This window comes from Halobellus ordinarius, assembly GCF_031823395.1.
Classification (GTDB): Archaea; Halobacteriota; Halobacteria; order Halobacteriales; family Haloferacaceae; genus Haloquadratum; species Haloquadratum ordinarius.
Genome location: NZ_JAVQKJ010000006.1, coordinates 318,962 through 334,788, shown reverse-complemented (window position 1 = coordinate 334,788; position 15,827 = coordinate 318,962). Strand labels below are relative to the sequence as shown.

Below are 15,827 nucleotides of genomic sequence, written 5' to 3'. Positions count from 1 at the left end.
TTCCCCGTTGCCGCCCGATCAGATCCTCAAAGACTCGCTTGAGCTACGCACGGTTTGATAGGCTTCGTTGCCGTAAGCCCTGACAAAGATGTCATCACCGCTTTCACGACTGGCTCCGCGGACGCGGGCGCCTGACGCCTCGCCAGCAGTGGTCGACGTCGCCGACGACACGGCCGGCGAACTGGTCGACGCGCTGAGTTCGGAGACGGCGCGTCTGCTGTTCAGCAGACTCCACGAGGATCCCGCACCGCCCTCGGAACTCGCTCGCGACCTGGATACCTCCGTGCAGAACGTCCACTATCACCTCTCGAAACTGGAAACCGCGGGCATCGTCGAATCCGTCGGGACCGAACTCTCGGAGAAGGGCAACCAGATGACGGTCTACGGGCCGGCCGCTGATCCGATCGTCTTTGTCGGCACTGCCTCCGCGGCCGAGCGAGACGGGCTCAGCGAGCGCCTCTCCGACTGGGCCGCCGGTCTGGCTGTCCTCGCGCTCACGAGTCTCGCTGTGCAGGTCGCTGCCGAACGGCTGCTCGGCGGGGCTATCGCCTCTCCGTTCGAGCCGGCGAGTCTGGGGGTCGCTGACGGGAACGCGCTGCTGCGCGGCGTCCTGCTTTTCGCCGAACCCGGACTGCTGTTTTTCCTCGGGGGCCTGGTCGTGTTCCTCGCTGTCGCGTTCGCGCAGTCACGGTAGGGATTTGGTACTTTTCGGAACCATACCGCCTGATACTGATTACTCTCGTTTCTTACCGCCGAGCGCCGCCAACGGGGATGGCGCTCGGCGGTAAACAGTGAGAGTAATCAGTATGAACCCCCGTTTTCACTCTTCGAGACTGACCACATCCCTTATAGCCGTGCATATCTGACACAATACAACTGGTATGCAACGACGGACATTTCTCCGTGGGGCTGTCTCAGCCGGTGTGATCGGCAGTGCGGGCTGTCTCGGCCTGGGCGGCGGAAACCCCGACGTCGCGCTCGCTGAACCGGACCGGCAGTACACGAGCGAGGAACTGCCCTATCCCGCCTGGGGACAGCGCGTTCCCGACGTGGCGCTCCCCGCACCGATCGAGGGGGGCGAGATTTCGGTCCGATCCGTGGAGCGGCCGTCTCTCCTCACTTTCTTTTACAGCAATTGTCAGACCGTCTGTCCGGTGCTGATGGGCGCGATGCGGAACGTCCAGGCGCACGCTATCGAGGAAGGGTATGCAGAATCGGTCACGTTCCTCCCGGTCACGTTCGACCCCGAACGCGACGACGCCGAACGCCTGACGGCGTACGCCGAGCAGATGAACGTCGCGCTGGACGCCGGCAACTGGACCTTCCTCAGGCCCGAATCACCCGAACGGGCGAAGGCGACTGTCCAAGAAGAGTTCGGCGTGACGTTCGAGCGCACACATCCCGAGGATATGGATATGTACATGTTCGCTCACACGCCGATGACCTACCTCGTCAACGGCGACGGATACATCGAGCGGGCGTACCGGACCGATTCGCCGGACACGGAACGGATCATCGCGGATCTCGACACGGTGAGGAACCGATGAACCGACGCCGACTACTGACCGCTCTCGGCGGCCTCGGTATCACCGGCGCGAGCGTGATGGCACTCCGTGGAGATTTCTCAGGACTTCCGCTAGGGGGATCGGACAGGCTCCCGCTGGAAGTGAAGACGATCGACGCACGGGGATCTGAAGCGGGTGTGGCCTCGGTCCCACAGCAGGGGCAACCGACGCTGATCGACCTCTTCGCGACGTGGTGTGCCCCGTGCAAAGAACAGATGAACGAGCTATCGACCCTCTACGAGGAGTACGGCGACCGCGTCACGTTCATCTCGATCACGAACGAGCGGCTCGGCGGCACGTTCACCGCGGACGACATCCGCTCGTGGTGGCGCCGGCACCACGGCGAGTGGACGGTCGGCGTCGATCCCGAAAGCGACCTGATGGCGGCGCTGGGCGCCGGCGGAGTTCCGTACCACGCGATCGCTGACGCGTCCGGCGAGATCAGGTGGCAGGACGCGGGACTTTCGCCCGTCGAGACCCTCCGACCGAAACTCGATCAGGTGCTCGACGAGACGTGACCTCCGCTGCCTTCCTCGGGACGCTCGGGTTCGCCGCCGGGGCGGGAATCGCGACGTTCTTCGCGCCGTGTGCGTTCCCGTTGCTTCCGGGCTACGTGGGCTATTACCTCAAGCGGAATAGCGAACAGCCGGCACTCGTCTCCGGCGCGGCAGCCGCGGCGGGTGCGATCGTCACGCTCGGCGGCGTGGCGGCACTCGCGTTCGCCCTGGGAACCCGGCTGACGTCCATTCTGCCCCTGTTCGAGCCACTCATCGGCGCCGCGCTCGTCGTTTTCGGTGTGGCGGTGCTCGCCGGCAAGACCGCACCGACGATCCCGCTGCCGGAACGACCGGAGTCGCTCCTCGGATTCGGAATCTTCGGCGCCGTCTACGCCGTCGCAGCGGCCGGCTGTGTGGTGCCGGTGTTTCTCGGGGTGATCGCGCAGGCGTCGGCGTTGTCGACCGGGCGCGGGCTGGCTGTCCTCGGAACCTACGCCGGGGCCGTCGCGCTCCCGCTGGTCGGTGTGACGTTGCTCACCGACGCCGGCGTCACGGAGTGGCGGAACGTCGGCCGCTATTCCGGCCGACTGAAGCAGGCCGCCGGCATCCTCCTCATCGTCGCGGGCGTCGGCCAGCTTTACCTCTCGATAGTCGTTCTCGACGTGCTCTGACCGCGAAACCTCGGGAATTCAATAGCCTTCCCGACGTCAGTGTAGGCCACGAATGGATAGTCCAGCAGATTCGCCGACGTTGCCAGACGGGACGCGCCTCGGTCGGACGGCGCTTCGCGTGGCCGACCTCGACGCGATGACGGAGTTCTATCGATCGGTCGTCGGTCTCGCGGTGCAAGAGCAGACCCCGGAGACCGCGACACTGGGCGTCGACGGAACGGCGCTGCTCGTCTTGGAACGGACGGACGCCACACAACGGGATCCCGACGCAGCCGGACTCTTTCACAATGCCTTCCGGGTCCCGTCTCGGGCGGCGTTGGGCGACGCCGTGGAACGGATCCGAACCCGCTGGCAACTGGACGGCGCGTCAGACCACCGGGTGAGCGAGGCGCTGTATCTCTCGGATCCCGAGGACAACGGCGTCGAAATCTATCGGGACTTGCCGCGGGACCGGTGGCCTCGCTCCGCCGACGGGACTGTCGAGATGGCGACGCTGCCCCTGGATCTCGACTCGCTCGCCGCCGAGTCGGACGGCGCGAAAAGCGCACCGCCGGAAACGACGCTCGGCCACGTCCACCTCGAAGCGACCGCGATCGGCAACGTTCGGGGTTTCTACGTCGATACACTCGGCTTCGAGGTGCAAATGGACGTCGGCGCCGCGCTCTTTGTATCGGCCGGCGGCTACCACCACCACCTCGGCATCAACACCTGGAACGGGCGCTCGGAACCGGCGTCCGCTCGCGGCCTCGCGTGGTTCGAGGTATTGGTTCCGGATGCAGACGCACTGCAGGCGATTCGGGACCGACTGGGGCAAAGCGGTGTCTCCGTCAGCGACTGGAGCGGTGGGATCGAGTTCACCGACCCGGACGGGATCACTGTCAGGGTGCGAGTCGAGTGACGGGGTTCATCGCGTCCCGACTGATGGAGGTAGTCACCGGCGAACGCCGATCCGCACCGCGAACGGGTACTCCATCTGCGGATACTCCTGTCCGGTGTCCGCGTTCGTCCAGGAGACGGTGAACCGGCCCCAACTCCGGTACGTCCCGGCGGGGACCGCATCGGGAATCCGATACGCCGTCGAGAGCGCGTCGTCTCCCGACACCGACGCCCGATCGATGTTCCGGATCCGCCGATCGACTGACCCCTCTTCGGCCGGTTCCCAGCTGACACTTTCGTACGCGTCGCTCGGAAGCAGCCGACGGCCCGTCGGGGTCTGGAGCCAGAGGACGCTCGGTACGGCACCTCTCGCTTCGAGTTCGAGACCGTCGTCGAGCGGCGGATGATCTCCCGATGTGGACGGGCTGAGCCTGACGACTATCGCCGGCTCATCCACATCCGCCGCTGTCGAGGCAGTCAGTTCGACCGGGAGTCGTCCCTGTCTGGTCTCCTGGGCACGAACGCTGTACATCCTGCCCTCGAATTTCACGTACGGGCGGTCGGAAACGCCCTCCTCGCCCTGAAGTCGCTCCCAGAACGCCGCCGGAACGTCGTCAGTTCGGTATTCGGACCACTCCGGCGGCAGCGCGGGTGCGCGTCGATCCGAGTCGATTGTCCGGGTCAGTAGCCGTCTCACCGGTTCCGAGAGCGATTCCCACGCCACGATAGGATGTCCCCAGAGGTCCTCCTCGGTCAGTTCCCGGACAGAAATCGCGTACGGCGGCCCTGGATCGATCCGCTCGGTTTCGATCCGACTGGTGCCGACCGAGTCTTCGATGTAGTCGTATTCGTCCAGAAACTTCTCGACCCCCGCCGGCAGCACCGAGATCCGGTACTCGTCGCGGGGTGCCTGCGCACTGAAGGCCCCCATCGTTCGGACGAGCTCTCGAACCGGGTCGGCGAAGCTATCGATGTCGTCGTGACGAACTGTGCGACCAGGATCGGCCTCATCGGCGTCGCCCGACGCCAATCGCGCCCGGAAGGTCGGGACTGTGGGATCGAACGAGATGGGGGTGCCCGTCAGTTCGACGTACGGTTGAAACCGATAGCCGATTCCGTGATCGCGGAACCGATCGACACTCTCCAGCACGGACTCGGATACCTGGTCGACCTCGTAGCCGACCTCTCGGGCGGTTTCGAGCACGTCCCGAAAGGACGGATCGAGTTCGGCGGCGGACACGATATCGTCGGGATCGATCACCCGCTCGTCGGGAATCAGTTCGTCCGCATAGAGGAAGTATCTCGACGTTTCGATCCCGACGTCGACGATCGGACCATCCCCTCTTTCCGTCCCAGTCGGATCAGACTCCTCCGCGGTCGATCCACCCGGTGAACCGTTCGTCATCGAGCCGGGCGTGGTGGTGGAGGAACCTGTGGGGGCCGCACAACCGGCGAGACCGGCGCTTCCGAGGGCGAGGACCGAGAGGAGTCGGCGACGGTGCATTGACAGACGTTCGCACTCGACCGATCAAAAACCTGAGCGTGACTCAAACACTCGTTTGAGTTGTTTCGTCGGGCCGCACCCGCGACAGCCGCATCGCGTTGCCGGTCACGCCGATGGTCATCCCGGCGTCACCCGCCAGAACGGCCAACCAGATCGGTACCAGGCCGAAGGGCACACCGATCGCAAGCAGCGCTTTGATTCCCAGACTCGCCCAGATGTTCTGTCTGATGACGCCGTTTGCGTCGTGGGCGAGTTCGTAGAGGTAGGGGAGCTTCGAGAGGTCGTCGGCCATCAGCGCGACGTCGGCGGTTTCCAGAGCGGTATCCGTCCCCGCCGCGCCCATCGCGATCCCGACCGTCGCCGTCGCGAGCGCGGGAGCATCGTTGACGCCGTCGCCCACCATCGCGACCCCGCCATCGTCCGGCGACTCGTCGACGAGTTCCCGGAGTGCCGCCACCTTCTCTTCGGGGAGCAGTTCCGCGCGGAACTCGTCGACGCCGACCCGGTCGGCGATCGCGCGGGCGGTCCGCTCGTTGTCGCCGGTCAGCATCACCGTCCGCTCGACGCCGAGGTCCTTCAGCCGAGCGATCGTCCGCTCGGCTTCCGGTCTGACCTCGTCGGCGACCGCGATGACGCCCTCCAGTTCGTCTTCGGTCCCGACGAGGATCACCGTCTTCCCCTCCGCCTGAAGCTCCGGGACGGTGTCGTCGAGGAGATCGAGGCAGTTGTTCCGCTCACAGAGGCGGCGCGCCGTCGTCGTCACGACCCCGCCGTCGGTCGTGGCGTGGACGTGCGAGAGGTCGAACCCGAACTCCTCGAACAGCCCCGGCTTGCCCGCGAGGTGCGGCGTGCCGCCGAGATCCGCGCGGACGCCCTTCCCGGTCAGACTCTCGAATTCCGCGACCTCGTCGACACCGTCGATTCCCGCGTCGGCGGCGGCGGCCACGATCGCCTCGCCGACCGGATGTTCGCTGCGCTGTTCGAGGCCGCGGGCGCAGCGGAGCACGTCGGCCTCGGTGTTCCCGTTCAGCGGGACGACGTCCGTCACGGCCAGTTCGCCGGTGGTCAGCGTGCCGGTCTTGTCGAAGGCGACGACGTCGACAGCGCCCATCGCCTCTAGGTGTTTCCCGCCCTTGATCAGGACGCCGTTCTTCGCGGCGCTCGTGATTCCGGAGACGACGGAGACCGGCGTCGAGATGACGAACGCGCAGGGGCAGGCCAAAACGAGAAGCGTCAGCCCGTAGACGACCGCGGTTGGCCATCCGACGCCGAAGACGAACGGCGTGCCCAGCGTGACGAGGATGGCGAAGGCGACCACGACCGGCGTGTAGTACGACGCGAACCGCTCGACGAACTGCTCGCGTTCGGTCTGTTTCGCGCCGGCGTCCTCGACCAGTTCGACGATCCGCGAGAGCGTGTTGTCGCTCGCCGTCGCGGTGACACGGATCTCCAGATAGCCACCCTCGTTGATCGTCCCGGCGAACACCTCGTCGCCGACGGTCTTGTCGACGGGCACGCTCTCGCCCGTGATCGGTGCCTGGTTGACCGCGCTCTCGCCCTCGATCACCTCGCCGTCCATCGGGATCTTTTCGCCGGGCCGAACGACCACGACGTCGCCTGGCGTTACCGCGGCGACGGGGACGGTCTCCTCGTCGCCGCCGCGCTTGATCGTCGCCTCGTTCGGCGAGAGATCCATCAGCTCCCGCATCGAGTTTCGCGCCCGGTCCATCGCCTCGTCTTCGAGTAGTTCGGCGACGCTGAACAGGAACGCGAGCGTCGCTGCCTCGAAATACAGCGCCTCGCCGAAGCCGACGCTTGCGAGCAACGCACCGAGGATCGCGACCGACATCAGGAAGTCGATGTCGAGGTTCAGATTGCGCGCCGAGTAGTAACCGTCACGGAGAATCGCCTGTCCGCCGCTGGCGACCGCGAGTAGAAACAGCGCGTCGGCCACGAAGAGTTCGGTGCCCAGCAGGCTCCCGACGGGTGCGTTCCAGGCGACCAGCAGGAACTCGACTGCGAGACCGACGGCGAGGAACGCGCCGCTGATCCACGTCTTGATCCCGCGTTTGCTCGTCCAGATCTCCCCTCTCTCGGCCATCTCCGGGGCGGCGTCCTCGTCTTCGCCTCCCGCGGGGGTATACCCGGCATCCTCGATTGCGTTCACGAGATCCTCCTCTGATACGCGTTCCTCGTCGTAGGAGACCGTCACGCGGCCTGTCGTCGGTCTGGTCTCCCGGGAGCGAATCCCCTCGACGCGGTCGAGCGCGCTCTCGACTTTCCCGGCACAGGTCGGACAGTCCATATCCGGCACGTCGAACGACGCCGCGGCGTCGCTATCGCCGTCGTCGCCGCGCTCCCGACGCTCCGCCCTTCTGTCTTCCTGCGGCCCGGAATCTGCTGTCGTCATAGTGGTTGCTTATTTAAACCAAATGCCTCCGTGTTTATTAATTCAGCTGCTATCTTTCCGGTGATCTATCACAAGATATGGTAAATTATGGGGATAGAATTAATAATCCGACGAGCATTCTGTATCAGCGGAATACCACGACGAAGTATCGAAGGCGCAGAATGTGTGAACAACCCCTGCGCAGTCTTCGAGAATCCTACCAGACCGGCTTTGACGGTGCGGCGCCAACGTCCGCATATGTCCGGAACACCTGATTCGGACGGCCTGACGCGTCGGCGTACACTCGGGATCGGCAGTTCGCTACTCGCGGTGACAGTAGCGGGGTGTACAGGCGGCGACAACGGAGGCGGAGCGGAGACCGAATCCGCGACGGCCACATCGACGGAGACCGAAACACCGACGGAGACCGAAACACCGACGGAGACCGAAACACCGACAGAAACCGAGAAGGCCTCCCTGGAGCCGCTTTCGGTTCCCGAAGAGGCCTCCTGTGCGGTCTGTAATATGATGCCGGCGAAGTTCCCGGACTACAACGCCCAGATTCAGTACGACGCTGCCGACCCACAGTTCTTCTGCTCGAACGGCTGTCTCGCTGCGTTCGTGGCCGACCCCGGTCACTTCGCTGAATCGCACGCGGATGCTGCCATCGCCGCGGCGTTCGTCCACGACCACGACACCACGGAGTGGATCGACGGGGAGGCGGCGACGTACGTACTGGAGATGGACTCCGACCGCGTCGACGACCCGATGCGGATCAATCCGCTCGCGTTCGATACCCGCTCGGATGCGATGGCCTACGTCGAGGAGTACGACGACCTCACCGAAGACGATCTCGCAGCCTTCGGCGACTTCGATCGCGACCTCGCAGAGCAGTATCGCGGGAGCTTCTTCGAGTGATTCGATGCAGTGGGGCGCCGCCGTCGTGGTGTCGTGTCTCCTGCTCGCGGCCGTGTACGGTGGGGCCTTCGCCGTCGATGCCACGCGGGAGCCACAGCCGGTCCCCTTCGGCTCGACGGCGAAATCCGGGCTGACCGCGGAGACAGTGCGGACTACACAGACCGATGGCGCCGTGGTTCCGAAGGCCCAGGTGTCCTACGCGCAGTTCGAGACGGTCGTGGGCTACTACGGTGTCGGCTCGCTCGTCGCGGCGCTCGGTCGCGAAGGGCACCGACAGCAGTTCGGGCCGCCGCTCGGCGTGTTCGTCAGCGACTTCGCCGGCACCGAACCGGCGGTGAGCGAAGCCGGATACCCGATCCCCACCGCCGGTCGTCCCGGTTGGGTCGCTGTCGAGGCGGCCAGTTTCGTCGCGATGCCGTCGCAGAAAGCGACTCCCGGCCGGGTCCTGGTCCCCTTCAGCGACAGGAGCGCTGCCCGGCAGTTCGCCGACCGCGTCGGACGCGACGCGCAGGTCGCGGTCTGGCAGTGGGAGACCGTCCGGGAACGGGTCGACGGGCCGGGCGGAGCGCGTTCCTGGGAAGACACAGTCGCTGCCCGCCAGAGCAAGGCGAACCGAACGGCTGCTGGCCTCGTTTCACTCACTGAACGCCCGGTTTCGATGGTCGTCGGGACCGATGCCCCAGATATCGGGACCGCAGTCGACAGGGCGCCACCGAACACGACGGTGTACGTCCCACCTGGCACGTATCACGAGCGCGTCGAGATCGACCGGCCGATAACGCTCCGCGGCGCGGGCCCCGCCACCACCCTCTCCGCGGGCGGCAACGGGACTGCTGTGACTGTCACGAGCGACCGCGTCGCCGTCACTGACATCGCAATCGATGACGTCGGTACCGCTCGGATCGACATCGATGCGGTCGCCGAAGAGTGGGACAGTCACGTCAGGGGGACCTACGGACGCGGGGATGCCGGCGTTGCAGCGGTGAACACCAGTTCGGTCGTCGTCGCCGACGTTTCGATCCGGACGCCCTCGAACGGGGTGCTGTTGCGCCAGACGGAGCGAAGCTTCGTCGAGAACCTGACTGTCCACGGGACCGCACCGGACGGCGACGGGTATATGGGAGTGATGGCGATGGGGGCAGCGGACGCCATCGTCCGGAACGCCACCGTCGTGGGGACCCTCGACGGTGTCTACGCTCACCGCTCCGACGGACTCGTCGTCCGCGACAGTCGAATGTGCGACCTCCGGTTCGGCGTCCACCTGATGTTCACCTCCGAGAGCCTTCTCGCGGACAACGTCGCCCGCCGGACGGAGACCGGACTCGTGGTGATGACGCGGCCCACCGGAAACGTCCTCGTCGGCAACGACGTCCGGCAGTCGAGTCACGGTATCGTCACGGCCGGGACTGACTCGTACGTCGCGCGGAACCGCCTCGTGGCGAACGACGTAGGCCTGGAGATCGGCACGCGACAGTCGCTCTACCGGCACAACGTCCTTGTTCGGAACGACGTCGGCGCCGATGCGGCGTCGATCGTGGCCTCCAACCGGGTGATCGGCAACGATTTCCTCGGCAACAGCCGCCCGGCGACTGCCACCGGCGGCGCACTGCGCGTCTGGTCCGGCGGCCGGGAGGGGAACTACTGGTCGCGGACGGACGCAGTCCCCGACACGAGAAACCGACCGTATCGCCCGACGAACCCGGTCGATAGCCGCCTGGGTGACCCGGGCGCCGAGCTCCTGTCGAATGCACCGGCAGTCGTCGCGCTGCGCGAACTTCGCGGTACCGTACCGGGGATGCGGAGCGGCGGAATCGTCGATCGACACCCGGAACCCCGACCGGTCAATCCCGACCGATTGGCTCTCGCCCGCACCGCCGGCGCGAACTGTTCGATCGCCCTGACGCAATCACGAACAGCAGATAGACACATAGCACTATGACGGAGAATCCAGTCGTGTCGGCGACGGATATCGACTACGAGTACGGACCAGTATCAGTCCTGCGAGGACTGTCACTCGCTATCGAGGCAGGGTCGGTCGTGGCCGTCGTCGGTCCGAACGGCGGCGGCAAATCGACGCTGCTGCAGACCCTCGCGGGCGTCGCAACGCCGACGAGTGGGACTGTAAAATACCCTGCGACCGGGGATAGCCACCCGGTCGGATACCTCCCGCAGTCGTTCCATCCGCGGGCGGATCTGACGGTCGCAGAAACGGTGGCGTACTACGACCGCCTCGCCGGGACGGGCCCGACCCCGAAGACGCTCGTCGACCAGGTCGGCCTCGGGGCAGTCGCGAACCGTCGGGTGAGAGCTCTTTCCGGCGGAATGCGTCGATTGCTGGGGGTCGCTGTCGCCGCGGCCGGCGATCCCGAATTGCTCGTCCTCGACGAACCGACAAGCGGCCTCGACCGGACGATGACTCGGCGCGTTTTCGACCAGTGTCACTCGCTGGCGACAGATGACCGCAGCGTCGTCATCGCGACACACGACTTGCCTGCCGTCGAAGAGGTTGCCGATCGGACGCTTCTCCTCGACCGCGGTCGACTTCGCCTCGATCGGCAACTGCCGATACGGGACGCCGCGTTTGCAACCGCCTACGACAGCGCTGTCGACGGCGAAATCACGGTCCGAAGCGGGCGTGAAGACCGCGACGATGACTTGACAGGGGGTGTCTGATCGTGAATCCGCTCGACGCTCGACACGTCGTTGCCGTCGCCCGTCGGGAACTCAAGACTACGACACGCAGCCGCGGGACCGTCGTTCTGTTTGGCGGACTCGCGGCGATCCTTCTGGGATTCACCTGGATTGGCGAGGGCCACGCCGCCGGGTTCGCGCCGACGGTCGTCGACCTGCTGACGCCCGTCGAACTCCTGGTCCCCTTGATCGCCTTTGCGAACGGATACCGAGTCTTCGTCGCCGATCGGAAGCGGGGCGAACTCCCGATCCACTCGATCCTCCCCGTCTCGCGCGGATCGGTCGTCCTCGGGACCTTCATCGGTCGGGGAGCGGTCCTCGCGCTCGGCGTTGCTGCCGCGGCGCTGCCGGCGCTGTGTTTCGTGTTGCTCTCCGGTGATGGAGTGAACCCGCTGTACGCGGCACAGCGCGGCGCCGACTCCCCACTGCTTTTCCTCCGTTTCGTCGCGGTCGCGACGTTGCTCGCACTCTGTGCCCTGGCGTTGGCACTCGCGGTGTCGGCAGTGGCAAAGAGCGCCAAAGGGGCCGTGGGACTGTCGCTCGGCCTCTGGGCGGTGTCGGCGACTGGCGCCGACGCCCTCGCGCTTGCGGCGTTGCGACGGGGACTGCTCGGGACGGAGATGCTTCCCACTGCCGTGGTTCTCGGCCCCGGCGGCGCCTACCGGGGTCTGGTCTTCGCAACCGTCCTCGACGCGGCGACCGCGGGGACTGCCGCCATCGCACCGTCGGTCGGTGTGTTGGCGCTTTTCGGCTGGACCGCAGCCGGTCTGACCCTTGCGAGTGCTATGCTTTGGTGATCGTGGCTACTCCGCTGCGGTAAGTCCTTTTTTAGGCGTGGCTGATTGCGGCCCCACTTCTGCTCACACGTATTCCCTGCCGTCCACAGCAGCGTTCGAGAGACGTACCAGACGGCATTTGCCCTAAAACCACCTACGTTCGAACGATGCGACGACGCACGTTTCTCACGACGGCAGCGGGATCAGGGCTCGCAGCATCTGCAGGGTGTCTCGGCAGCGTCGGGACCGTCCTCGGCGACGGTTCGCAGCACACTGTCCTGGGAAAGCCGGAGACGCAGCCCACTCGAAGCGCGAACCTGCCGTATCCGGCGTACGGCGAAAAGCTGCCGGACGCCACGCTTCCAGCCGCGATCGCCGATCGGAACGTCTCCGTCGGCGATCTGGAGACGGCGGTGGTGATGACGTTCTTCTACAGCCACTGCAACACGGTCTGTCCGTTCCTGATCTCATCGATGCGGAAGGTGCAGACGAACGCAATCGAAGCAGGGTACGGGGATCAGGTGACGTTCCTGCCTGTGACGTTCGACCCGGCGCGCGACGACGCCGAGCGCCTCCGCGAGTACGCGGAGATGATGAATGTCGACCTCGACGCGGACGACTGGTATTTCCTCCGGCCTGACGACCACGAGCACGCGAAGGAGGTCGTCGAGGAGCGATACGGCGTCACGTTCGAGAAGACCGGCGCTACTGACAGCAGTATGTACATGTACAACCACCTCGGCCTCCTCCTGGTCGTCAACGCCGAGGGCTACGTGGAGCGTGCCTACACGGGCGACGATCCGAAGGGAACCCGTGTGTGGTCCGCACTCGAGACGGTGCTCCAGGCGTGACGGTGGGACCCGTGTTGCAGGCCGGCGGTACCTGTGTCGCCCCGGGCGCAACCCCGACGACTCGAACGGTCGAACTCGGACTCTTCGTGCTCGTAGGACTGTTCGGGACGGGCCACTGTCTCGGGATGTGTGGACCGCTCGTATCCCTGTACGCTGACCGAATGGAGGACGATAGCGACGGCCCGGCCGCTCGGCGCGACAACTTCCTGACACTGTTCGCCGTCCGACAGCACCTCCTTTTCAACGCAGGCCGGATAGCGATCTATACGGTCCTCGGGGCCGTGTTCGGGCTCGTGGGCGCGCTCCTGTTCACGTCGGCGAGGACCTCGCTCCCGTTCGGAGACGCGATTCGCGCCACCGCCGGCATCGCTGTCGGGGTCACGATCATCGCTGCCGGCATCGGATACCTGTCTGGCGGCGGGACGCGCCGTCTCGGCGGGCTCCCCCTGGTCGATCGGGCATTCCAGCGTGTCCACGCGTGGCTGTCACCGCGGATCGACGAGTGGGTCGGGTCCAAGCGGATCTTCGCCCTCGGCTTCGTCCACGGTTTCCTGCCGTGTCCGCTGCTCTATCCGGCGTTCCTGTATGCCTTCGGCAGAGCCGATCCCACGTTCGGTGCAATCTCACTGGCGGCACTCGGCGCCGGAACCTTCCCGGGGGTGTTTCTCTACGGGACACTGTTTCAGTCACTGGGGACGCAAAACCGTCGCCTCGTCCACCGGGCACTCGGCGCCGTCTTCGTCGTTCTGGGGGCTCACACGTTGTTCACCGGCCTCCGACTGTTCGGGATTGCGGCTCCGCACCTGTTCGGGATTCCACACTACCAACCGCTCCGGTGAGGGCCTCGCCCTCTCGGGCCACCCGGTGACGCGCGGTCTCATAATGACTACTCTCGTCTCTTACCGCCGAGCGCTACCCCCGTTGGCGGCGCTCGGCGGTAAACAGTGAGAGTAATCATTATCAGTCAGCGAAGAGGTCGTCGACCAAGACCACGAAGCGATCGATGAGCCGGTCCGGCAACGATGGCTCGATAGCAGCTAACAGGTCTGCGGTCGCCTCCGGGTCCGAAACCGAGAGTGTGACCCGGTACCCCTCACCGTACTCCTTGTCGAGGAGGTCCTGCTCGCGGAGCCGATCGACGTGATATTCGACCGTGGCGCGTGCGATGCCGACGTCGTCCGCGACGTCCTCCGGGTGTGCCGGACCCTCTTCCAGGAGGACAAAGAGAATCTCCCGCGCCGTCTCCCGGCGCAACAACGCGAGTGCGCTCCGTTGCCACTCGTCGTAGCCGGGCGGGTAGAAATGCGTTCGGCCGTACAGCCGCTTTCGGGCGAGTGCGTCGCCGCGAACGAGCTTCCGGACGTGGTACTGCACCTGACCGGTCGCGAGGTCGAGTTCGCGGGACAGTTCGCTGAAGTGCGCTCCTGGGTGTTCCGCAACGTAGGTCTCGATCCGCTGGCGCTGAGGATGCATAGCTGAGAGAGTGGTTTGCGCTGTGGGACTGCTGTCACCACTAGTGACTGAGTGGACAAACACCGGTTGTTGATTCCCAGTCGCTGGGATTCGGCTGTGTCTCACTGACAGTGTCTCACCGAGTGTGATAGACCGCATACAGGACCAGTACCGCCACGAGGAAATCCAGCGAGTGGCTGAGGAGGTGGTGGATCGTCATCGGAAGGAGTCCGTACGCCGTGGCGAGGCCGACCCCCGTACGAACGACTAGCGCCCCCAGCGCCAGCGTGATCAGGAGGAAGTGGAACTCGCGCCGCCGCCGGTACGCGACGACGCCGAGGAGAAACACGACCAGCGTGCCGATCCCGGCCAGCAGGATCCCGGCGAACAACACCAGCGCGTACTGCTGGTCTATCCACTCCGCCGGGAGGAACGCGAACGCAGCGATCGAAGCGGGTGTCACGCTCACAGCGAGCGGTACTGGCAGCACCGGTTAAATTATTCCCTTCGTTGGGAGCGTGGCCGGACTGGCCGACAGTATGATAATCACTTAGGATAGTAGGTTTTCTATCGTCTATCGGTATCCGTTCGCTCGTATAAAGGAATGAACCGGAATTCGCTCTACTTCACTGGTGAAACCGAGACCGCGATCAAGTCGACGCCGCTCGAACCGGAGGTCGGGGAGGTCGTCGTCGAAACCCGCGTGTCTGCCATCAGCGCCGGCACGGAGTTGCTCGTCTACCGGGGCGAAGCCCCCACGGATCTCCCCGCCGACGAGACGCTCGAGGCACTCGACGGTGACCTCTCGTTTCCGGTCGCCTACGGCTACGCCGCCGTCGGCGACGTCGTCTCGACCGGAAGCGCGGTCGACGACCGGTGGCAGGGGCGGACCGTGTTCGCCTTCCAACCGCATCAGACGCGATTTTCGGCCGATCCCGAGACCCTGATCCCCGTCCCAGAATCGGTCAGCCACGAGGAGATGGCCCTGTTTCCATCCGTCGAGACGGCGACGTCGCTCGTCCTGGACGGCCGCCCGCGGGTCGGCGAGGAAATCGTCGTCTTCGGGGCCGGCGTCGTCGGACTCTGTACGATCGGCATCCTCTCGTCGTTCCCGCTGGCTCGCCTGATTGCGGTCGAACCCCTCTCGAATCGCCGGGAGCACGCCCGTGAGATGGGCGCCGACGTCGCCGTCCCGCCCGATGCACTGGACGACGTGCTCGAACCGAGTACCGGCGACTGCGACGGTGCCGACCTGGTGTATGAACTTTCGGGGCACCCGGCGACTTTGGACGACGCTATCGGCGCGACTGGCTACGACGGCCGCGTGATCGTCGGATCGTGGTACGGCGAGAAACCCGCGATGCTGGATCTCGGGACGTCGTTCCACCGGGACCGGATCTCGCTTGAGTCAAGCCAGGTGAGCACACTCGCTCCGGAATCGCGTGGCAGGTGGACCAGATCGCGCCGGGGCGAGACCGCAGTGAATCGACTTCGAGACCTGGACGTCGGATCGCTCGTTACCCACCGGTTCCCCTTTTCCGAAGCGCCGGAGGCGTACCGACTGCTCGACGAGCGTGACGACGACGTCCTACAGGTCCTGCTCACGTACTCCTGAACAGATGGTGGCGACAAATACA

16 protein-coding genes are annotated in these 15,827 nt (G+C 65.5%); 12 read left to right on the top strand and 4 right to left on the bottom strand.

Features of this window, described 5'->3' with window-relative positions:
• The first annotated feature begins 88 nt into the window (after positions 1–88).
• The 5 genes from RJT48_RS10720 to RJT48_RS10700 all read left to right on the top strand — a co-directional run bounded on the left by RJT48_RS10720 (position 89) and on the right by RJT48_RS10700 (position 3,631).
• Complete coding sequence (locus RJT48_RS10720; RefSeq protein WP_311172275.1) at positions 89–694, top strand: ArsR/SmtB family transcription factor; 606 nt, start codon at positions 89–91, stop codon at positions 692–694.
• A 187-nt stretch (positions 695–881) separates the two neighbouring features.
• Positions 882–1,547 (top strand): SCO family protein, encoded by a 666-nt coding sequence (locus tag RJT48_RS10715; protein ID WP_311172274.1) that lies wholly within the window; start codon positions 882–884, stop codon positions 1,545–1,547.
• On the top strand, positions 1,544–2,083 hold the full coding sequence (locus RJT48_RS10710; RefSeq protein ID WP_311172273.1) for a TlpA family protein disulfide reductase: 540 nt from the start codon (positions 1,544–1,546) through the stop codon (positions 2,081–2,083). Before RJT48_RS10715 ends, RJT48_RS10710 begins: the two co-directional genes overlap by 4 nt.
• Complete coding sequence (locus RJT48_RS10705; RefSeq protein WP_311172272.1) at positions 2,080–2,733, top strand: cytochrome c biogenesis CcdA family protein; 654 nt, start codon at positions 2,080–2,082, stop codon at positions 2,731–2,733. The genes RJT48_RS10710 and RJT48_RS10705 overlap by 4 nt, the downstream gene beginning before the upstream one ends.
• Before the next feature lie 52 nt (positions 2,734–2,785).
• On the top strand, positions 2,786–3,631 hold the full coding sequence (locus tag RJT48_RS10700; RefSeq protein WP_311172271.1) for a VOC family protein: 846 nt from the start codon (positions 2,786–2,788) through the stop codon (positions 3,629–3,631).
• A 33-nt stretch (positions 3,632–3,664) separates the two neighbouring features.
• Here RJT48_RS10700 and RJT48_RS10695 read toward each other — a convergent pair whose 3' ends face one another.
• Both RJT48_RS10695 and RJT48_RS10690 read right to left on the bottom strand, forming a co-directional pair.
• Positions 3,665–5,113, bottom strand: coding sequence for a hypothetical protein (locus RJT48_RS10695; RefSeq protein ID WP_311172270.1), 1,449 nt, complete (start codon positions 5,111–5,113; stop codon positions 3,665–3,667).
• 43 nt (positions 5,114–5,156) lie between these two features.
• Complete coding sequence (locus RJT48_RS10690; RefSeq protein ID WP_311172269.1) at positions 5,157–7,523, bottom strand: heavy metal translocating P-type ATPase; 2,367 nt, start codon at positions 7,521–7,523, stop codon at positions 5,157–5,159.
• Between the two features lie 237 nt (positions 7,524–7,760).
• On the opposite strand from RJT48_RS10690, the gene RJT48_RS10685 reads away from it, so the two are divergent.
• The 6 genes from RJT48_RS10685 to RJT48_RS10660 all read left to right on the top strand — a co-directional run bounded on the left by RJT48_RS10685 (position 7,761) and on the right by RJT48_RS10660 (position 13,577).
• Positions 7,761–8,420 carry a nitrous oxide reductase accessory protein NosL gene (locus RJT48_RS10685; RefSeq protein ID WP_311172268.1) on the top strand — a complete coding sequence of 220 codons (660 nt, stop codon included), beginning with the start codon at positions 7,761–7,763 and terminating at the stop codon, positions 8,418–8,420.
• Between the two features lie 4 nt (positions 8,421–8,424).
• The gene (locus RJT48_RS10680) at positions 8,425–10,359 is read left to right on the top strand and encodes a NosD domain-containing protein (RefSeq protein ID WP_311172267.1); all 1,935 of its coding nucleotides are present in this window, start codon (positions 8,425–8,427) and stop codon (positions 10,357–10,359) included.
• Positions 10,356–11,093 carry an ABC transporter ATP-binding protein gene (locus RJT48_RS10675; RefSeq protein ID WP_311172266.1) on the top strand — a complete coding sequence of 246 codons (738 nt, stop codon included), beginning with the start codon at positions 10,356–10,358 and terminating at the stop codon, positions 11,091–11,093. The genes RJT48_RS10680 and RJT48_RS10675 overlap by 4 nt, the downstream gene beginning before the upstream one ends.
• A 2-nt stretch (positions 11,094–11,095) precedes the next feature.
• Entirely contained in the window at positions 11,096–11,908 is an 813-nt protein-coding gene (locus tag RJT48_RS10670) for an ABC transporter permease subunit (protein WP_311172265.1), read from the top strand.
• A 146-nt stretch (positions 11,909–12,054) separates the two neighbouring features.
• The gene (locus RJT48_RS10665; RefSeq protein WP_311172264.1) at positions 12,055–12,738 is read left to right on the top strand and encodes an SCO family protein; all 684 of its coding nucleotides are present in this window, start codon (positions 12,055–12,057) and stop codon (positions 12,736–12,738) included.
• Positions 12,705–13,577, top strand: coding sequence for a sulfite exporter TauE/SafE family protein (locus tag RJT48_RS10660; RefSeq protein WP_311172263.1), 873 nt, complete (start codon positions 12,705–12,707; stop codon positions 13,575–13,577). The genes RJT48_RS10665 and RJT48_RS10660 overlap by 34 nt, the downstream gene beginning before the upstream one ends.
• Before the next feature lie 121 nt (positions 13,578–13,698).
• Here the strand turns inward: RJT48_RS10660 and RJT48_RS10655 are convergent, their stop codons facing one another.
• Positions 13,699–14,211, bottom strand: a complete 513-nt coding sequence (locus RJT48_RS10655; RefSeq protein WP_311172262.1) for a winged helix-turn-helix transcriptional regulator — start codon at positions 14,209–14,211, stop codon at positions 13,699–13,701.
• A gap of 115 nt (positions 14,212–14,326) precedes the next feature.
• Positions 14,327–14,659: a DUF7471 family protein gene (locus RJT48_RS10650; protein WP_311172261.1), complete on the bottom strand. Its 333-nt coding sequence runs from the start codon at positions 14,657–14,659 to the stop codon at positions 14,327–14,329.
• A gap of 135 nt (positions 14,660–14,794) precedes the next feature.
• Between RJT48_RS10650 and RJT48_RS10645 the strand changes: the two genes are divergently transcribed.
• Complete coding sequence (locus RJT48_RS10645) at positions 14,795–15,805, top strand: zinc-dependent alcohol dehydrogenase (protein ID WP_311172260.1); 1,011 nt, start codon at positions 14,795–14,797, stop codon at positions 15,803–15,805.
• Positions 15,806–15,827 lie beyond the last annotated feature (22 nt).

Coding starts and splice junctions, on each gene's coding strand:
- RJT48_RS10720 (WP_311172275.1), top strand. CDS start 89: ATGTCATCACCGCTTTCACGACTGGCTCCGCGGACGCGGGCGCCTGAC.
- RJT48_RS10715 (WP_311172274.1), top strand. CDS start 882: ATGCAACGACGGACATTTCTCCGTGGGGCTGTCTCAGCCGGTGTGATC.
- RJT48_RS10710 (WP_311172273.1), top strand. CDS start 1,544: ATGAACCGACGCCGACTACTGACCGCTCTCGGCGGCCTCGGTATCACC.
- RJT48_RS10700 (WP_311172271.1), top strand. CDS start 2,786: ATGGATAGTCCAGCAGATTCGCCGACGTTGCCAGACGGGACGCGCCTC.
- RJT48_RS10695 (WP_311172270.1), bottom strand. CDS start 5,113: ATGCACCGTCGCCGACTCCTCTCGGTCCTCGCCCTCGGAAGCGCCGGT.
- RJT48_RS10690 (WP_311172269.1), bottom strand. CDS start 7,523: ATGACGACAGCAGATTCCGGGCCGCAGGAAGACAGAAGGGCGGAGCGT.
- RJT48_RS10685 (WP_311172268.1), top strand. CDS start 7,761: ATGTCCGGAACACCTGATTCGGACGGCCTGACGCGTCGGCGTACACTC.
- RJT48_RS10680 (WP_311172267.1), top strand. CDS start 8,425: ATGCAGTGGGGCGCCGCCGTCGTGGTGTCGTGTCTCCTGCTCGCGGCC.
- RJT48_RS10675 (WP_311172266.1), top strand. CDS start 10,356: ATGACGGAGAATCCAGTCGTGTCGGCGACGGATATCGACTACGAGTAC.
- RJT48_RS10665 (WP_311172264.1), top strand. CDS start 12,055: ATGCGACGACGCACGTTTCTCACGACGGCAGCGGGATCAGGGCTCGCA.
- RJT48_RS10655 (WP_311172262.1), bottom strand. CDS start 14,211: ATGCATCCTCAGCGCCAGCGGATCGAGACCTACGTTGCGGAACACCCA.
- RJT48_RS10645 (WP_311172260.1), top strand. CDS start 14,795: ATGAACCGGAATTCGCTCTACTTCACTGGTGAAACCGAGACCGCGATC.